We start from the raw sequence: 17018 nt of genomic DNA, 5'->3' as shown, positions 1-17018 counted from the left end.
CCCCACACCCCACCACCCCATCTCCCAATTCATAATTCATAATTCATAATTTATAATTCCCACTGATCACTGATAAAGTCTCCCCTCCTTTGGAGAAATAAACCATGGCCCAGGCAACGGAATTTGATCGCAAAATGATGCAAAGATGTCTAACCCTTGCTAGGCAAGCCTTGGGGCGGACTTCTCCTAATCCTTTGGTGGGTTCTGTGATCGTTCACGAGGGTATAATTATCGGCGAAGGTTTTCACCCGGGGGCCGGACAACCCCATGCAGAAGTTTTCGCCCTGAGACAGGCGGCAGAAAAAGCGCGTGGTGCCACTTTATACGTCAATCTTGAACCCTGTAACCACTATGGACGTACTCCCCCCTGTAGCGAGGCAATTGTGCAAGCAGGCATTAAAAAAGTGGTGGTAGGGATGATCGATCCTAATCCCCTGGTGGCGGGGAAAGGCATTGAAAGATTAGAATCGGCAGGCATCGAGACGCTGGTGGGGGTGGAGGAGTCCGAATGTCGTCAACTCAATCAGGGTTTTATCCATCGCATCACCGCTAAAAAACCCTTCGGTATCCTCAAATATGCCATGACTCTCGATGGCAAAATTGCCGCTACTAGCGGTCATAGCACTTGGATTACTAGCCCCGCTTCTCGCCAAATAGTCCATCAACTGCGATCGACCTGTGATGCGATTATTGTCGGCGGTAGCACTGTCCGTCAAGATAATCCCCACCTCACCACTCACGGCCTCTCCGATCATAATCCCCTGCGCGTGGTCATGACTCGATCGCTCGATTTACCCCCCTCCGCTCATCTTTGGGATACCAGTCAATTTCCCACCCTTGTCTATACACAAATTGATGCTAATGTCAAGCTTAAGCAACAATTATTAACAAAAGGCGTGGAAGTGATCGAACTCACCGAGGTGACACCCACTTCAGTGATGGAAAATCTTGATCAGAGGGGATTTTGTCAGGTTTTGTGGGAGTGCGGCGGCGGTTTAAGCGCAGCAGCGATCGCTGAGGGCATGGTACAAAAAATTATCGCTTTTATTGCGCCCAAAATCATCGGGGGAATTAATGCACCCACTGCTGTGGGTGATTTAGGTTTCCAGTTAATGAGCCAAGCTTTACAGTTAGAAAATGTCACGGTTAATTATCTCAATCCCGATATTTTGATTGAGGGATATCTGCAAGGTAAAAAGTAGAGCTACTGCAATTCTGGCTCAATCGGCAAGTCTCAACCAACCGCTTGTAAAAGTCAAAAAGTCATCAATAACCGCGATAATCTGGCACTTACCCCTGATTTTTGCGATCGAGTTCTAGAAATCGCCCCGCTGCCGTTAAATCCCTTTATCGGTACGGTTATCCCCCTAGAGGAAGTTGGGCAATCGCTCTGTGATCAATGGTGCCATTATCGAGCAAAATAAAAAAGTTAGAATAGTCAAGCCCTTAGTAATTGAACGTATGACGGTACTCGAAAAAGGTAATATCACGATTCATACCGAGAATATCTTCCCTATTATCAAAAAATCCCTCTACACTGACCATGAAATTTTTCTGCGGGAATTGATATCTAATAGTGTTGATGCCATCTCGAAATTAAAAATGGCTTCCTTAGCAGGAGAAGCGAGAGGAGAAGTTCCCGAACCAGAAATTAATCTCGCCATCGATAAAGAAAATCGTACCCTATCAATTACCGATAATGGTATCGGGATGACGGCGGAAGAAATCAAGAAATATATTAACCAAGTTGCCTTTTCCAGTGCGGAAGAATTTATCAATAAATACCAAAAATCAGCCAACGATTTAATCGGTCATTTTGGCCTAGGTTTTTACTCGGCTTTTATGGTGGCTAAAAAGGTAGAAATTGATACCCTTTCCTATCAGGAAGGTGCTACCCCTGTCCATTGGTGCTGTGATGGTTCTCCAGAGTTTGAATTAACCGATTCTTCCCGCAGCCAAATCGGCACCACTATCACCCTAACTTTAATGGATGAGGAAGGGGAATATTTAGAACCTGCCCGCATTCGCCAGTTAGTCAAAACCTACTCAGATTTTATGCCCGTTCCCATTAAAATTGATGGGGAAGTGATTAATCAACAACGGGCTTTATGGAAAGAATCTCCTCAAAATCTGACTAAAGAAGACTACCTAGAATTCTATCGTTATCTCTATCCTTTCCAAGAAGAACCTTTACTCTGGGTGCATCTGAATACCGATTATCCTTTCTTGCTCAATGGTATTCTCTACTTTCCCAAACTCAGACCGGATGTGGATGTCTCAAAAGGACAATTAAAGTTATTCTGTAATCAGGTTTTTGTTAGCGATCATTGCGAGGAAATTATTCCCGATTTCCTGATGCCCTTGCGAGGAGTTATCGATAGTCCAGATATTCCTTTAAATGTGTCTCGAAGTGCTTTAACCAAAGATCGCACCGTTCGCCGTATTGCCGATTTTATTGCCAAAAAAATTGCTGATCGCCTCAAATCTCTCTACAATGAAGACGCAAAAGAATATATTCGTTGTTGGGAAGATGTGGGAACTTTTATTAAATTTGGTTCCTTAAAAGAGGATAAATTTAAACAGCAGGTAGAAGATATTTTAATCTATCGCACTACCTACAAAACCCCAGAAACCCCAGTACAAGTGGAAGTGCAAACCGCCGAAGGTGACGCATGGCAAGAAGCAACGGCGAAAACTCCCCTAGAAGCGATCGAACAGGAAGGTTATACTACTCTCAAAGCCTACCTAGAACGCCATAAAGAACGCCACGAAAATCGAGTTTTTTACTGTACCGATCCTCGTAGCCAATCCACCTACGTTGAACTCTACAAAAATCAAGGGTTAGAGATCCTCTTCTTTGATTCTTTCATCGACACTAATTACTTTATTCCTTTCCTAGAAAGAGAATACTCCGATGTGAAATTCACCCGGGTTGATTCTGAATTAGACTCGACACTGCTCGAACAGGATCAAGCTACTGAAATTATCGATCCCGGTAGTAATAAAACCCGGTCCGAATTAATCAAAGAAATCTTCGCCAAAGCCCTCGATAATTCCCGAATCAATATCAAAACTGAAGCCTTGAAATCCGATGATCCCCAAGGTACTCCCCCGGCAATTGTCTTACTTCCAGAAGCGATGCGACGCTTACAGGAAATGACGGCAATGATGCAACAAAAAGCCATGGCTTTCCCCGAAGAACATATTCTGATGATTAATACTAATCATCCCTTAATTCAACAGATTATCCAGATTAGTCAGGGAAGTATTGTTACTGGTAGTGGCGAATCTCCATCGGCGCAATTAGCGAAAATGCTCTGTCAGCACGTTTATGATTTAGCTTTAATCGCTCAAAAAGGATTTGATGCCGAGGGAATGCAAGCTTTTGTGGAACGTTCCAATCGCGTTTTGACTAAGCTAACCGAAAAGATTTAATCTATTGCTAAACTTTGGCTGTTCCGATATGCTGAGAGTGTGTTAATTCACACTCTATTTTTTTAACCCGTTAACGAAGGCAGGAGACAGGAGACAGGAGACAGGAGACAGGAGACAGAAGTTGTAGCCTATACTCAACGGATTTAGTATCAGCTTTTTTTCTTCCTGTTCCCCTCTCTCCCCAAGTCATAATTCATAATTCATAATTCATAATTCCCTGCTCCCCAATTCATAATTCATAATTCATAATTCCCCCATCTTCCCGCACCACTTCATGCGCTTACCCACCCTCAAATATGAGCGAGGAACCTTAATTCTCCATCCACCACCAAAAGGGAAAAAATGGCTAGATTTTGCCACTTGGGATGATCGTATCGAAAGATTTCGCATTTTGGCCATTCATTATCGTCCTCTCGTGGAAACCCTACAGGAGGAGGGCATTAACTTCCAAGATGAAGCAAAAGCTTTCAACAATTTAGAATTAATTGCCAGTTTTGAACGGGAACCCTACCCCCACCAAACTGAAGCGTTAATCGCTTGGAAAAAATCCCAAAGAAGGGGTGTTATCGTCCTTCCCACCGCTGCTGGTAAAACCTATCTTGCCCAATTGGCTCTACAATCGACTCCCCGCAGTACCTTAATTATCGTGCCAACTATTGATTTAATGCACCAGTGGTATGCCCAGATGTTGGCAGCTTTTCCCGATGCCGAGGTGGGATTATTAGGGGGAGGTTCTAAGGATAATAGTGCTATTTTAATCGCCACCTATCAAAGTGCGGCAATTTATTCAGAAACTCTTGGCAATCGTTACGCTTTTTTGATTTTTGATGAATGTCATCATTTACCATCGGATTTCTTTCGGAAAATAGCGGAAGATTCGATCGCACCCTATCGTTTAGGCTTAACAGCAACACCGGATCGCGGTGATGGTAGTCATCAGGATTTAGATTATCTTATCGGTACAATTGTTTATCAAAAAAGTCCCCAAGACTTGTCAGGAAAAGCCCTAGCGAATCATGAAATAATTCAAATTAAAGTGAAACTATCTGCCAAAGAACAGGAAAAATATCAAGAAGCAATTAAAATTCGCAATGATTTTTTAAGAAAAAATAATCTCAGTTTGTCCGGTTTAGATGGTTGGCAAAATTTTGTCATGATTAGTGCCAGAAGTAGCGAAGGGCGCCGCGCCATGTTAGCGCACCGGGAGTCGAAGGAAATATCCTCTGGAACCCAGGGAAAATTGCGGGTTTTAGCCGAGTTAATCTGTGAACACTATCCAGAACCAATTTTAATTTTTACCAACGATAATGCCACAGTTTACCGCATTTCCGAGAGCTTTTTAATACCTGCCATAACCCATCAAACTCCCGTGAAAGAACGCCATGAAATCCTGACCCGTTTTCGTCAGGGAGAATACAAAATTCTGGTGACTTCTCATGTTCTTAATGAAGGGGTTGATGTACCGGAAGCACGCATCGCGATTATTTTATCGGGAACCGGTTCCACTCGGGAATATATTCAGCGTTTAGGACGGGTTTTAAGAAAAGGTCAACAAGAGGATAAACGGGCGATTTTGTATGAAGTAATAGCCGAAAATACGACGGAGGAAAAAACCTCCCAACGACGACGGGGAGAGCATAAAAATAAAACTAGCTATAAAACCGGTAATCGACAATTGGAATTATTGCCTTCTCCTCCGAAAAAATCTTTTTCTTTCCCGAAAGCTGCCGAATCTTCTACCCCTTGGGTAAGTTCTCCAGAGTCCGAGGAAGAATAGAAAATTTCTCTGGGGTATTTTCCTCTATAATAAAGCTAAGTAGGTAGCTGTTAAAAGTTGTCAGACACCCCCCTTATCAAGGGGGGCAGGGGGGATCAAAGGCAAAATCTATCTTCAATTTAATCATAACTACTTACTTAAAAAATCTGGATTGATACCCCTATGACCGAACTTGCTCAACAAAAATGTCAACCTTATCAATCGGGTTCTTCTCCTATCACTGCCGAGGAAATTACCGCTTTACAGGCTAAAATTCCCGATTGGAATCTCTTAGAATACGAGGGGATTCCCCGTCTGCAAAAACTCTATAAATTTGCCAATTTTCAAGAGGCAATCGCCTTTACTAATGCCGTGGGAGAAGCAGCGGAAAAAGAAGGCCATCACCCCGCTTTATTGACAGAATGGGGTAAAGTTACCGTTTCTTGGTGGACTCATGACGTGGGCGGATTACATCAAAATGATTTCATCATGGCTGCCCGTACCGATGATATTTATCGCCAACAAAATGCTTAATCGTAGGCACGAATCATCGCTTGGGTTCCCTGTTTAATTCCCTTGCCTTCGTCCAATTCCGCTACTACTTTAAATAGAGTTTCCGCTAAATCTGTCCCGGGCAGAATTTCCCCGGCTGTCTGGGCAGTTTCTTTGACTAATCGCAAATCTTTTAAGATATGTTCAATCATAAAAGCCGGCTGTAAATCTTGGGCGAGTATTTTTGGTCCCAAATTTTCCAACGCCCAAGAACCTGCCGCCCCCGTTTTACAGACTTCTATGACTAAATTGGGGTCTAATCCTTGAATTTTTGCCATTTTTAGAGCCTCACACAGCGCCACCATGTGAACCGCCCCCAAGACTTGATTACAGAGTTTTACCGCTTGTCCGTTGCCAATTTCGCCACACCAGCGAATAGTTTTGCCCATGGCTTGAAAACAGGGCAAACAAGTCTGAAAATCCGTTTCTTTCCCCCCCACCATAATGGTTAAAGTGCCGTTTTTCGCCCCAATATCGCCCCCAGAAACGGGAGCATCGAGAAAACGGAGATTATTTTCCTCTAGCTTTTCCCCAATCATCCTAGCGGCTTGAGAGCCAATGGTACTCATATCCACCACCAGAGTTCCCACCGCTGCCGATTCCACGACACCCCCCGGTCCTAAAATTACCGCTTCCACGTCAGGCACATCCCCGACGCAGGTAAAGACAATCTCGGCATCCCTGACGGCGGCGGCAATACTAGAACAAATGTTCGCACCCGCTGCCCCGGCAATGGTTATCCCCAGCGCTTCTGGGCTGCGATTCCAAGCATTGACAGCAAAACCCTGACGGACAAGATTAGCCGTCATCGGCGCTCCCATCACTCCTAATCCTAAAAAGGCAATTTTTTGACTCATAATTTTGGTAATTAAGGGAAAGGGAATTATAAATTATAAATTATGAATTATGAATTATGAAGTGGGGTGTATTTTCAGTGAACAGTGAACTCAAATCTGATAACTGATAACTGATAACTGATAACTGACAACTGATAACTGATTTAGGATTCTACCATTTGCAGAAATTGGGCTTCTGAAAGGGTTTTTATGCCTAATTTTTGAGCCTTTTTGAGTTTCTCACCGGGAGCTTTACCGAGGAGAATATAATCAGTGTTCGCACTGGGGGAACCGGTAACAGTACCACCGACATTAATAATCAATGATTTCGCTTGCTCGCGACTGATTTTGCTGAAGGTTCCTAGTATAACTAGGCTTTTTCCTCTTAGGGTATTTTCGGCGGATTCTTGACTCGTCTGGACTATCTTTGCTACGGGTTGCACTTCTAAACTTGTATCGGCAACCGTGATTTTTTCTGCTGCTACTACAGGAGTCTCCTCGGCAATCACCGGGGGGGTTTCTGGTTCTTCTATTACTGGAGTTTCACTAATAATTGCTTCTGGTTCATTAGTGGTAATGGGGGCAGTTTGTCGAGAGAAATCGTCTCTTTCTTGTTGTAGGTTTTGAATTTTAACCTCTAAAGCGGCGATTTCTTCTTGCTTAGTTGTTAACTCACCCTCGAACTTAATTTTTTCCTTTTCTAAAGCTTTAGCTGCCGTTTTTTGGGCTTCTAAATCTTGAGTTAGTTGGCGATTTTGTTGGCTTAATTCCTCGATATGACGGGAAGTTGTGGCTTCTAATTGGTCTTTTTCGGCACTTAATTGATGTAGTTGAATCTCTAAATTAGAAATGTTTTCCCGATAGGTTTCTAGCTGTTGGGGTAACTGGGTTAATTCCTGTAATTGCCCTTCTAAATCAGCAATTTTTGCCTGAGAATCAGCCAATTGTGGCGGTAACTGGGTTAATTCCTGTAATTGCCCTTCTAAATCAGCAATTTTTTCGGCAGCAGTGGTTAATTCTGCCGATAATTCCCCTTTCTGGACTGCTAAAGCTTGTAACTCCAGTTTAGCTGCTTCGAGATGAGCGCCGAGACTGTCCTTTTCGTCGGTTATGGCCGTCACTTGAGCGACGGTTTCTTGCAGTTTTATAGTTAAATTGTCGCATTCTTGCCCTAAAGAGAGCGATCGAGTTTGAATTGCGGCTAAATCTTCGCTGAGAGACTTTTTTTCCCGCTCTAACCCGCTAATTTGACCCTGTAAGCTGGCTATTTCCTGCTGTCCTTGCTCATACTGTTCTGTTTGGTGAGCCAGATTCTGTTCTAAGGTTTGAATTTGACCTTGCAAGTTGGGAATTTGGGCGGCTAAATCGCTTAATTCTCGGTTTTTATGCTCTAAATCGGCAACTTTCGCCCTTAATTCCTCAGCTTTTTCTATATCTTGCTGTAAGAGAGCTTTATCCTGTTCTAGGGTCTGAATTTGACTATAGAGAGAGGTGGTCTGTTTTTTAGTCAAATCAAATTGACGGTTAATTTCGCCTTTTTGCTGCTCTAAAGTTTGAATCTGTGCCTCTAGGCTAGTAATTTGGGCTTTTTCTGCCTCTAACTGCTCCATCAAACCAGCTTTCTCCGCTTCTATTTCCTTAGCGGTGGTTTTCAGTTGTTCGATTTCACTCTCACCTATTTGCACAGCTTGCTGGAGGGACTGGAGAGAATTTTCTAAATCCGTAGCTTTGCGCTGTAATTGGGCGGAATGTTGTTCTATGTGAATGATTTTGGCGTGCAGCTGCTGATTTTCGTCTTTTAAGTCTGATTGCGCCACGTCTAAACCCTTGACTTGAACCGACAAATCTGAGTTACTTTGCTGTAATTGCGCTTGTGCGGCTAAAAGGGCGGTATTTTTGCTGACGAGACCAGAGCGCGACCAGAGGAATAGTCCTCCGAAAACAGCACTTAAACCTAATCCTTCATAAATTAATTCGTTGAGCATATCTACCCTCCTAGACAAGCGAAAAACAGTCACCTAACCGAACTGATGCGGCAATTTTGGTTATAGACCTACATCTCTACTTATATCAGTTACGGGGTACATTCGGGGGAAGGGGGGAAAAGTCACTTCTTTCATCCCGGTGTAAAGAGGTGATTTAGCTATTCGCGTCATGCTAACCTGTATCTGAATCCCATTCTTGGGTGATTTTCCAGTTGATTTCTTCCTGATGCTCAAAATAGTAGCCCATGGCCGCAGGAGCTATAGTTGATAATTATCCATTGACCGCGATCGCCTTTTGACCTTTGACCCCTTCCCCTTGAACTGCGATCGCTTATTAGTTGATAGTCAATAATTAATTGAAAAAACACGGATGAGAAGCTAGGGACATTTCTTCTCCGCCAAGTCGCTAGAATGGGACTAGACTTCTCAATCTTGAAGAATCTTCTTATGTCAGACGCTGTAACGATCGCCGATATTTACAAGTTATTTGAAAGAACTGAAGCACAATTTGCCGAGTTTCAAAAGGAAGCCGATCGCCGCAGTGCCGAAGCCGATCGCCGCAGTGCCGAAGCCGATCGCCGCAATGCCGAAGCCGATCGCCGCAGAGAGGAAGCTAATCGCACGATGGAAGAATTAAAAAAACAGGTACAAGAAACCACCAAAGCAGTTAATAATCTAACAACGCGCTGGGGTAGATTCGTTGAAGAACTGGTGGAGCCTGCGGTTGTGCGTTTATTTCAGGAACGGGGCATTGATGTCACCCAAACGATGAGTCGCTTGAAAAGTAAGCGTTCTGGGGCGGCAATGGAGATTGATATTGTGGCGGTGAATGGGAGCGAGTTGGTGGCTGTGGAATGTAAATCTCGACTGTCGAGGGATGATGTAGATGATTTTGTCAGCCGATTACAGCGATTTAAGGTTGCTTTCCCCCAATTTCGAGAGTTTCGGGTTTATGGGGCAGTGGCAGGCATTGAAATTGATCAGGGGATAGATGTCTATGCTTATCGGCGCGGTTTGTTTGTGATTAAGCAGTCGGGGGAAACGGTTAAAATTATCAATGATGCTCAGTTTCAACCTTTGGGTTTTGCTTAAGGTGTTTAATCTCTTTGTTAAGAAGGCGTAATTTTGCGATCGCCCTTTTAATTAATAATGAATAGTTGATAATGTAAACTGTCAGGAGTCATTTGGGAAACCATTATGGAAATAAAAAATATTAAACAAAAAGCCAGAAATTTAATCGATAAGTTGCCAGATAATTCTACATGGGATGATTTGATGTATGAGATTTATGTGAGACAGGCAATTGAAGCGGGGTTAGCCGATAGTGAGGCGGGAAAGGTTATTTCTGTGGCAGAGGTACGCACTAAGTTCAAGCTAGAGCCATGAAAGTTTTCTGGACAGAAACCGCCGTTAATCATTTATCAGCCATCTACAACTATATATCACAAAACTCCCCTCAATATGCTCAAAGACTGGTGGAAAGATTGACCAGACGCTCAGAACAGATCGCTAATTTTCCCTTTTCGGGTCGTCTTGTTCCGGAGTTTGAAACTGAGCAGATCCGAGAAGTTATCGAGGGTTCTTATCGCATAATTTATTATATCAAGCCTGAGCAAATCGATGTTATTGCGGTACTTCATGCTGCCCGAAACATTGAAAATCCACAGGACTAACGATAATCCAAGACCATTGGGGGAGTAAATTACTGGCAGCAGTGAAGATTACCAAAAAGGGCAATAAAGCTCCAACGGGTTAGCTATCCCTCTGGGAGGAGTGGGAGGCCAATAGTCCAGAAATTAGGTTCTTCGTTACTTGGTATGGTTCGATAGGGGGACATAAATCGACTAAATCATTATCTGGTAAGAGACTTAATTGATTAGTTCGCTCTAGATAAAAAACAATTAACAAAAATCGCTAAATGCCTTTCTCTATAAGGGTTCCATCCCTTATAACCCCTGTCCATTGCATAACACAAACCGAAGAGCCAGAAATTATTGAGGTGGCTCATCAGTTCATCTTGACTAATTGTCACAACCCGCAGCGGGCGATATTTCTCGATTGATCTTAAATCTTTGGTTGAGACTGCAAGAAAGCACGGTGCAGGGGAGAAAGTTGAAAACCCATCTCCCCTAGCCTCGTATTATTATCCGAGAAGTATTGAGTTCCAGGGCATTGATCGGCTTAACTATACCAAGGGCATCAGGGTAACGGTGATGAGTGATCGGCAGAAAGATGGCAGACCGAAGACACTACAATTGACAAACCTGTAAATCCATGTTACACTTGATAATTGATAGATAAAACTATCATTAGCATAATTGTTCTTAATTAACCATAATACTTGTATTCTCATTAGCCTCGACATTTCAGTTTGAGTGTGATGGGAATCTTGAGTAAACTGACTAAATTTCAAGGAGCAACTAAATGCCTGAGAGTTTACAAGGTGAGAAATGTGACGATACTGCAACTAAGGCTAATCAATTTTTAAATACTAGAAACGACCTTATAAGTTATCAAACAAAAAGATTAGACAATCTTTCTGATTTTGAACAACTTGAGCAAGCCTTAATGAATTTTACAAGCAATAAGAAAGATACGGTAAAATATATTCTAAAAAAAGTTTGTGAAGAAGCTAAGTGTCAAGTTGCAGCGATTTTTTTAATCTCTAAGGATGATGTACTAGAGCGTTTTGCCATTCAAGGCAAAGACGTTAATGGTGAGCCAATAGATGATACATGGCTACAAGAAGAGAGGTATGCGAAAGGGGAGAGTTTCACTGGCAGCGCTGCCAATCCATCTGATGGATCATATGGGAAGGTTACTGGAGAGCTTTTCCAGTATGAAAATTTGAAGTATAGGCAGGAATATTCTGATAAGCTAGGCAAATTAATCTCTGCCATTGCCTTACCTTTGAATGGACGAAACAAAACCTATGGAGTATTGAGAATTATAAACAAAGTTGACGATCAGGGCAATATTGACGATCTGGCAAGCTTTGATCCCTGTACAGTAGCTTTCTTAGCAGGAGTCGCCTCTGCTAAACTATCTAATATTCACAGGGATTCTGAGATTAATATACTCAATTACTTGACATACCTTGCAGATATTATCCCAGTTGATTCCTTCGACAAGTATCAAGAAAGGATGTATGACGAAATTTTCAAATACTTAGTCGGCAACGAGACTCCATATAAAGTTGCCATTCTTTACAGAAAAAACTTGTCTTCTGAAGTAATGGAAGTTTTACGATTTTCTGAAGTATCTGGAGTAAGTAATTCATGTCGAGTTTATCTTGAAGAGGTTGGAAAGGAGTTTGCAGAAAAAATCTCTTCAAATACTTGTCAATTTATTGAAGGAGTACATGAGGAGAAAAACAATAATCGGTTTATTCAAACTGATTTAAAACATTTTGAAGATTCAAAACTTGAAGCCTTTGGCGTTTTCCCACTTTTCTTTGAGGGAAAATTCATCGGAGCTATTGCTCTATTTTTTGGATATAAGTTCAAGCTATTCGATAATAATCTTAGCTTTTTACAAAGTTTTTCTTCTTTACTTGCCATATTAGTTAACAAACTCGGGCAGAGAGACTAAGGGAGTTTGAAAGTCTTGCTGAAGATTGGATTAATGAAACAAGTCATTTATCCTCAACCCATGAGGCGATTATACATCCTAACTATCAGAGAATTATTGGAATGGGGCAAGATGTTATACCATTTTTGCTCAAAAATCTTAAAGAGCCAAAAAGCCTTCCTAGCCGTTGGTTTTGGGCATTAAAAGCTATTTCTGGTGAAGATCCGGTTCCTAAAGACAGCCGGGGTAAGTCTAAGGAGATGATCGATGCTTGGTTGCACTGGGGTATCCGAAAGGGATATATTAAAGGGGATATATTAATGAACACTAAATCATCTATTTAAAAAGTATGTGTATTGTAATCATTAACGGTGATAGTCATATAACCAGTCCGATAACTCTTTATTACAATTCCTTTGCTTGGGCAGTAAATGATCAAGAACGTTGTTGGTTTCCCGATGGATTTGAGACTGAATATTGGCCGGCTGGAGTACGAAGGGAGAACACTCTAAGTGCCTTCATAGATGCCTATAGCACCAACGGTTTTGAAGTTTGCCCAACTCGTGATCCTCATTTAGAGTTTAGTCCTAACGGTTTTTTTGTTGAAAAAATCGCTATTTATACTATTGATGGTAGGCCCTCTCACGCCTGTCGGCAATTAAACAGTGGAAGATGGACGAGTAAAATAGGAGTTCGTGAAGATGTAGAACATGAATTAGTGGAAGATTTTATTGTAGAAATTGAAGGGATACGTAGGAGTCTTGGAAACCTCAGCATTATTATGAGGCTAATACATGATTAATAGTAGGCTAGAGTCTAGCTCTGCTTTCAGATAAGATATTTATCTTAAGTTTGCTTGTGGAAGTTCTGCAAGTGTAAAGATATGCTATAATTGGAATGAGTCAAAGTACCAAAGTTAAGCGTTTAGAGGAAGTAGCGAATTGCCATCAAAAGCTAAATATTATGTTCGGCAAGTCTTTCAGCAAAATTAAGTCTCTGACTATGTACACCAAAATAGCTAAGTTATAATTTATGGAAAATAATCAACTTATAGAAAGAAGGTTTGACGGCAAGATAGGTGATGATTATAGTCTCTGGCAATCTGCTCGTCCTCATCTTAAAAAGTTAAGACAAGAGTTAGTCAAACTACTAATTAACTATCAAAACTCTTGCCCAAAGGAATCGCTGATCCTAGAAATTGGGTGTGGCGATGGAGAATTAACTGAGATGATCCTATCTGAAGCAAAAAATATTAAGATAATCGCTATCGATAACGAACCTTCGATGATTCAAAAAATCCGCTCAAGGCTTTCACATTACCTATCTCAAGATACTCTTGTTGTTATTCAGGATGATGTTTTAAACTTTTTGCAAAGTTATCCTTTGAATAACTTTAGTTTTATTGTTTCTGGATTCACTTTTCACAATATGTTGGCACTCTATCGTTTTCAAGTATTTCAACTATTATATAGTCGGCTTCTCATTGGAGGTAAGTTATTAGACGCTGATAAAATCGCGCAAAGAGGTGAACAGCATAACCGTGATATAAAGTGGCAATATGATAAATTCTTTGAAGTCCTTGTATCTGCTGAAAGGTTCGATCTCCTGGAAGAGGTTATGTTGCACTATACTACGGATGAACAACCTAATAGAATACGCTATGAAGATGAAACAATCTCTGAACTTTCAGAAATTGGATTTCAAGAAGTTACCCTATACTTACGTCAATATATGGATGCACTGATTATAGCCTCTAAATAGAATTTTACCCGATTGTTAGCACCTAAGTTAAATATCTTGGGATTCAAGTCTTGAAGCTAACGTGGAAATTCTCTTCGCTCCATAAACAATTCCCCCACCCCCACCTTGGTAAAAGTGATGGTATATAAGAATTGGAAATGTAAAGTCGCTCAAGTCTGCTGTGGCAGGATATTCTATATTTTCAAGCTCCAACCATATACCTCCTCTTCGCCAGCCAACGCAATCGCCAAAACGCTCCCATACTTCCCGATTATAGTCTTCTGTACCCCCAAGGTCATGGAAGATTTTCGCCTGTCCCTTGATGCCAAATTTCCCTTCGCTGTAGTCCATCCAGAGACGATCAATCTCATCGATTACCTCTAGGGATACTTCTCTAAAAAGGTCGTCGAAGTCATGATAATTTTCTATAACCATCCACTGATACATAATGAAAGCGGTTTCGTAGTCGGCTTTTTTCCAATCCTGTTGCTGTAGGTACTCCTCTAGTTTTTGATAGATTTGCCCTTGGTTTTCTATGAGATGTTCCCTCTGTTTTATCAGTTCTTTTTGGTAGGCACTATCAGCTGATTGGTTATATTGTACCGAGATCATCTTATCGAATTGTTCCCTAAACCTTTCAGGGTTTTCTATCTCTGCAAAAGCTAGACGGAAAATCTCCCCCCATCTTGTATTATTTTTGTTCCCTGGATCAGGGAACGCCTTATTGTCGTTCTCTTTATTCCCCCAAAGTTCGGTTAAAGCCTTGGCTGCTGTTCCGGCTAAAGCAGAAAGCTTACTCGCATCTTTGGGAAGCTCGATATGGGGGTTAATGTGTTTGATGTGGGAGGCGCGGTAGAGGGTTTCTCTGTCGTCATTCTGGATCTTCTCGATCAAACCTTTATCCCGTCCCTGTTCTAATTTTTTATGATAGTTGGGAACAGATTGACAAACCGCTTCTAAAGCAGCAAAAGGGACAGGGAGGTTATAAATAAGACAATTACTGACCACTTTTTCAAGGGCTTCATCTGTCAAGAGTTGCGGTTTTTCTTCTAACCGCCAGACTATCTTATCGCGCCAAGTAACATCAGATCCATTCTCAAATGACTGCAATTTAGCATCTATATCCCCTGAACTTAAAACCTCATTATTGAGCCATTCCAACAGACGGGGGTTGCCATCAGCAAGGGTTAAAGCTCTTTCTATATAGTTTTTATCAATCTTACCCGAACTAAAATGCTCTAACCGCCGCAGTTTCTTTTCTAAATCAGACTTCTGGAGCGAGGGCAAAGACTCCAGATGATAAAATTCCTCTAATAGAGGGGAGTTGAAGGTATAGCGCGAGGTAATAATCAGGCGATGATAGTAATTAGTTTCCTGTATCGCCCAAACTAGAGCTTGTAATAGTTGAGCTACCCCTGCTTTAAGGATATAGTCATCGCTGGCTGAAGGACATTCTAAGTTCCACTCGAAATCATCAAGAATAAGTAGAAGAGGCTGGTTTAACTGACTAAAAACATCCTTTAAGCGATAGTCTAACTCCTCATTAGAATCCAGAAGGATTCGACGTTGTGAACGCTCTAATTTTTTAGCTAGGGTATTAACTAAGCTAGTTTGATCAATTTGTCGCCACCAGACAAGCTTAGTATAGTCTGGAAGGCGATCGCACAGACGAGCAGCGAGGGTACTTTTCCCGTTACCACCAAAACCTTGCAGGAAAACCCCAGCTTTATGAATTGCTTTAGGATTATCAAAGGGTTTTTTCAGCACTTGCAAGCAATCCTGAAGATCGCGACGGCGACCGATAAAAGTTTCCCGTGTGGCTACCCGCAAATATTTCGTTTCTGGGGCCACAAATTGGTCAACAAAGGATACGGGAGGTAAAGGTTTTTTCTGTCCTCTCCTTACCAAAGCTTCTGGGATACTTCCCCTCACATAGAGGCGTAAACAATGCCAATCCCTCGCCTGATTTCCTAATAATTTCTGATAGGCAAAAGCTAACGACTCGCTCAAAGTAAAGCCTTGGGAAAGCTTTTCATAGAGGATGGCCGCCGTGTCAGCAGCTTCGTTATCCCTGACGGTTTGACCCCACCCCAAAACAGCTTTAGCCCCATTTTTTAATAACTTCTCGGCCATCGAAAGGATCTCATCACCCTCGGAGTAGCCTGTCCGACACCCTGATAAAAACAACAGCTTGGGTAAATTAAACTGTAATTCTCCGGCAATATCTTCGGCGCTGGTATCTTGCCTATCTCCGTATTCCGTCTCAGTAATAAAATAGGGTTTCTGATCCTTGATGGTAGCGTGTCCGCTCAAGTGGATAACATCGAAATATTCCCTATCTTTACTGGCTATCAATTCGCCTAATTCTTTAATACAGCCGCTCTCTTCAACGGTTAAAGATAGGGGTTTTCCTCTAGTTGCTTTGAGGATCTTCCCTTCTTCTGCCTCAAAGTCTAGTATAGGCTTTACACCCTTAGCAGAACTTGCCATGAAAACCATATTTAAGGCTCGATCCTGCGGGTTGTTGTCCACAGTTAACAGCCTTTCATTACCGGTTTTCATCCACCGCATGGGAACAATAGCGGGAAGCTTAGACACCAGAAAATTTTGACCATCGTGTAATAATTCCCAGGGTAGATGGACTAATCCTTTGCTGGTGCTGATAGCCAGAACTATTTTCTCTCCCCGGTGGCTATCTAATTCGTTCTGTAGAATGCGCTCTGTACCATCTAACCATCGGTATAAACCTTGTCCTGTTGTGGCGTGATCTTCCGGTAAACGGGTATAGTAATCGGTGTCAGCCCTACCGCTCAGATTTTCGATTTCACTCAGAAATCTTGTGTAGGTACGAGTCTGGTTGGGGTTATCCCAGAAAAATCGGAACTCAACCCTATTGCTACCCCTCTCCTGAAGATCAATATGCAGTATCCTCATGATTTTTCTTGTTCCAAGAGTTTTTGTAGTTGCTCTAGGGTAGCATCTTTGAGCAGCAGGCGATCGCCGTTTTTGCTGACAATAGACCTCCTGCAAAAGTCTTATTCAGCTACTTGATGATAGCCTAAAGCAAGTTCATAGTTGTAAATGCCAGCGATTAAATTAAATCTCAGACCAAAACGCCGTCTCCGATTCCTATATCTTGATGAT

At 42.0% G+C, this 17018-nt stretch carries 15 protein-coding genes and 1 pseudogene; 12 read left to right on the top strand and 4 right to left on the bottom strand.

Going from position 1 to position 17018, the window contains the following annotated elements; genetic code table 11:
• Positions 1-104 precede the first annotated feature (104 nt).
• The 4 genes from ribD (at position 105) to IQ234_RS14735 (ending at position 5725) form a co-directional block, all read left to right on the top strand.
• Positions 105-1202, top strand: a complete 1098-nt coding sequence (gene ribD, locus IQ234_RS14750; protein WP_193957635.1) for a bifunctional diaminohydroxyphosphoribosylaminopyrimidine deaminase/5-amino-6-(5-phosphoribosylamino)uracil reductase RibD — start codon at positions 105-107, stop codon at positions 1200-1202.
• 259 nt (positions 1203-1461) lie between these two features.
• A complete protein-coding gene (gene htpG / locus IQ234_RS14745) occupies positions 1462-3435 on the top strand; it encodes a molecular chaperone HtpG (protein WP_265578483.1) in 1974 nt (657 codons plus the stop codon).
• Between the two features lie 274 nt (positions 3436-3709).
• Positions 3710-5212, top strand: coding sequence for a DEAD/DEAH box helicase (locus IQ234_RS14740; RefSeq protein WP_193957633.1), 1503 nt, complete (start codon positions 3710-3712; stop codon positions 5210-5212).
• A 162-nt stretch (positions 5213-5374) separates the two neighbouring features.
• Positions 5375-5725, top strand: a complete 351-nt coding sequence (locus IQ234_RS14735) for a 4a-hydroxytetrahydrobiopterin dehydratase (protein WP_193957632.1) — start codon at positions 5375-5377, stop codon at positions 5723-5725.
• Here IQ234_RS14735 and IQ234_RS14730 read toward each other — a convergent pair.
• Together IQ234_RS14730 and IQ234_RS14725 are read right to left on the bottom strand one after the other, a co-directional pair.
• Positions 5722-6600 carry an NAD(P)-dependent oxidoreductase gene (locus IQ234_RS14730; protein WP_193957631.1) on the bottom strand — a complete coding sequence of 293 codons (879 nt, stop codon included), beginning with the start codon at positions 6598-6600 and terminating at the stop codon, positions 5722-5724. The two genes, IQ234_RS14735 and IQ234_RS14730, sit on opposite strands and share 4 nt — an antisense overlap.
• Before the next feature lie 143 nt (positions 6601-6743).
• The gene (locus IQ234_RS14725; RefSeq protein ID WP_193957630.1) at positions 6744-8564 is read right to left on the bottom strand and encodes a BRCT domain-containing protein; all 1821 of its coding nucleotides are present in this window, start codon (positions 8562-8564) and stop codon (positions 6744-6746) included.
• 447 nt (positions 8565-9011) lie between these two features.
• On the opposite strand from IQ234_RS14725, the gene IQ234_RS14720 reads away from it, so the two are divergent.
• The 8 genes from IQ234_RS14720 (at position 9012) to IQ234_RS14695 (ending at position 13895) form a co-directional block, all read left to right on the top strand.
• Positions 9012-9656, top strand: a complete 645-nt coding sequence (locus tag IQ234_RS14720; protein WP_193957629.1) for a DUF3782 domain-containing protein — start codon at positions 9012-9014, stop codon at positions 9654-9656.
• Between the two features lie 105 nt (positions 9657-9761).
• Entirely contained in the window at positions 9762-9950 is a 189-nt protein-coding gene (locus IQ234_RS14715; protein ID WP_002744301.1) for a hypothetical protein, read from the top strand.
• Positions 9947-10237, top strand: a complete 291-nt coding sequence (locus IQ234_RS14710; RefSeq protein ID WP_002734305.1) for a type II toxin-antitoxin system RelE/ParE family toxin — start codon at positions 9947-9949, stop codon at positions 10235-10237. Before IQ234_RS14715 ends, IQ234_RS14710 begins: the two co-directional genes overlap by 4 nt.
• A 751-nt stretch (positions 10238-10988) precedes the next feature.
• Positions 10989-12155: a hypothetical protein gene (locus IQ234_RS14705; RefSeq protein ID WP_228008554.1), complete on the top strand. Its 1167-nt coding sequence runs from the start codon at positions 10989-10991 to the stop codon at positions 12153-12155.
• Positions 12156-12256: 101 nt separating this feature from the next.
• On the top strand, positions 12257-12478 hold the full coding sequence (locus tag IQ234_RS21230; protein WP_228008553.1) for a hypothetical protein: 222 nt from the start codon (positions 12257-12259) through the stop codon (positions 12476-12478).
• A gap of 5 nt (positions 12479-12483) precedes the next feature.
• Positions 12484-12936 carry a hypothetical protein gene (locus IQ234_RS14700; protein ID WP_002744307.1) on the top strand — a complete coding sequence of 151 codons (453 nt, stop codon included), beginning with the start codon at positions 12484-12486 and terminating at the stop codon, positions 12934-12936.
• A 95-nt stretch (positions 12937-13031) separates the two neighbouring features.
• Positions 13032-13163, top strand: a complete 132-nt coding sequence (locus IQ234_RS21630) for a hypothetical protein (protein ID WP_002744308.1) — start codon at positions 13032-13034, stop codon at positions 13161-13163.
• Positions 13164-13166: 3 nt separating this feature from the next.
• Positions 13167-13895, top strand: a complete 729-nt coding sequence (locus tag IQ234_RS14695; RefSeq protein WP_024968733.1) for a class I SAM-dependent methyltransferase — start codon at positions 13167-13169, stop codon at positions 13893-13895.
• 27 nt (positions 13896-13922) lie between these two features.
• On the opposite strand, the gene IQ234_RS14690 is transcribed toward IQ234_RS14695, so the two are convergent.
• On the bottom strand, positions 13923-16808 hold the full coding sequence (locus IQ234_RS14690) for a CHAT domain-containing protein (RefSeq protein ID WP_193957628.1): 2886 nt from the start codon (positions 16806-16808) through the stop codon (positions 13923-13925).
• Between the two features lie 101 nt (positions 16809-16909).
• A pseudogene (locus tag IQ234_RS14685) lies at positions 16910-17018 on the bottom strand (IS5/IS1182 family transposase); the annotation flags it as partial.

This window comes from Microcystis aeruginosa LEGE 91341, assembly GCF_015206885.1.
In the GTDB taxonomy this organism is placed as follows: Bacteria; Cyanobacteriota; Cyanobacteriia; order Cyanobacteriales; family Microcystaceae; genus Microcystis; species Microcystis aeruginosa_H.
The sequence above is the reverse complement of the archived record's forward strand: the minus strand, read 5'-3'. Positions and strand labels throughout refer to the sequence as shown.

Excerpts from the sequence above, each read along its gene's own strand:
- IQ234_RS14710 (WP_002734305.1), top strand. The coding sequence starts at position 9,947 with ATGAAAGTTTTCTGGACAGAAACCGCCGTTAATCATTTATCAGCCATC.
- IQ234_RS21230 (WP_228008553.1), top strand. The coding sequence starts at position 12,257 with ATGGGGCAAGATGTTATACCATTTTTGCTCAAAAATCTTAAAGAGCCA.
- IQ234_RS14730 (WP_193957631.1), bottom strand. The coding sequence starts at position 6,600 with ATGAGTCAAAAAATTGCCTTTTTAGGATTAGGAGTGATGGGAGCGCCG.
- IQ234_RS14725 (WP_193957630.1), bottom strand. The coding sequence starts at position 8,564 with ATGCTCAACGAATTAATTTATGAAGGATTAGGTTTAAGTGCTGTTTTC.
- IQ234_RS14690 (WP_193957628.1), bottom strand. The coding sequence starts at position 16,808 with ATGAGGATACTGCATATTGATCTTCAGGAGAGGGGTAGCAATAGGGTT.
- IQ234_RS14735 (WP_193957632.1), top strand. The coding sequence starts at position 5,375 with ATGACCGAACTTGCTCAACAAAAATGTCAACCTTATCAATCGGGTTCT.
- IQ234_RS14695 (WP_024968733.1), top strand. The coding sequence starts at position 13,167 with ATGGAAAATAATCAACTTATAGAAAGAAGGTTTGACGGCAAGATAGGT.
- IQ234_RS14740 (WP_193957633.1), top strand. The coding sequence starts at position 3,710 with ATGCGCTTACCCACCCTCAAATATGAGCGAGGAACCTTAATTCTCCAT.
- IQ234_RS14715 (WP_002744301.1), top strand. The coding sequence starts at position 9,762 with ATGGAAATAAAAAATATTAAACAAAAAGCCAGAAATTTAATCGATAAG.
- IQ234_RS14720 (WP_193957629.1), top strand. The coding sequence starts at position 9,012 with ATGTCAGACGCTGTAACGATCGCCGATATTTACAAGTTATTTGAAAGA.
- htpG (WP_265578483.1), top strand. The coding sequence starts at position 1,462 with ATGACGGTACTCGAAAAAGGTAATATCACGATTCATACCGAGAATATC.
- IQ234_RS14700 (WP_002744307.1), top strand. The coding sequence starts at position 12,484 with ATGTGTATTGTAATCATTAACGGTGATAGTCATATAACCAGTCCGATA.
- IQ234_RS14705 (WP_228008554.1), top strand. The coding sequence starts at position 10,989 with ATGCCTGAGAGTTTACAAGGTGAGAAATGTGACGATACTGCAACTAAG.
- IQ234_RS21630 (WP_002744308.1), top strand. The coding sequence starts at position 13,032 with ATGAGTCAAAGTACCAAAGTTAAGCGTTTAGAGGAAGTAGCGAATTGC.
- ribD (WP_193957635.1), top strand. The coding sequence starts at position 105 with ATGGCCCAGGCAACGGAATTTGATCGCAAAATGATGCAAAGATGTCTA.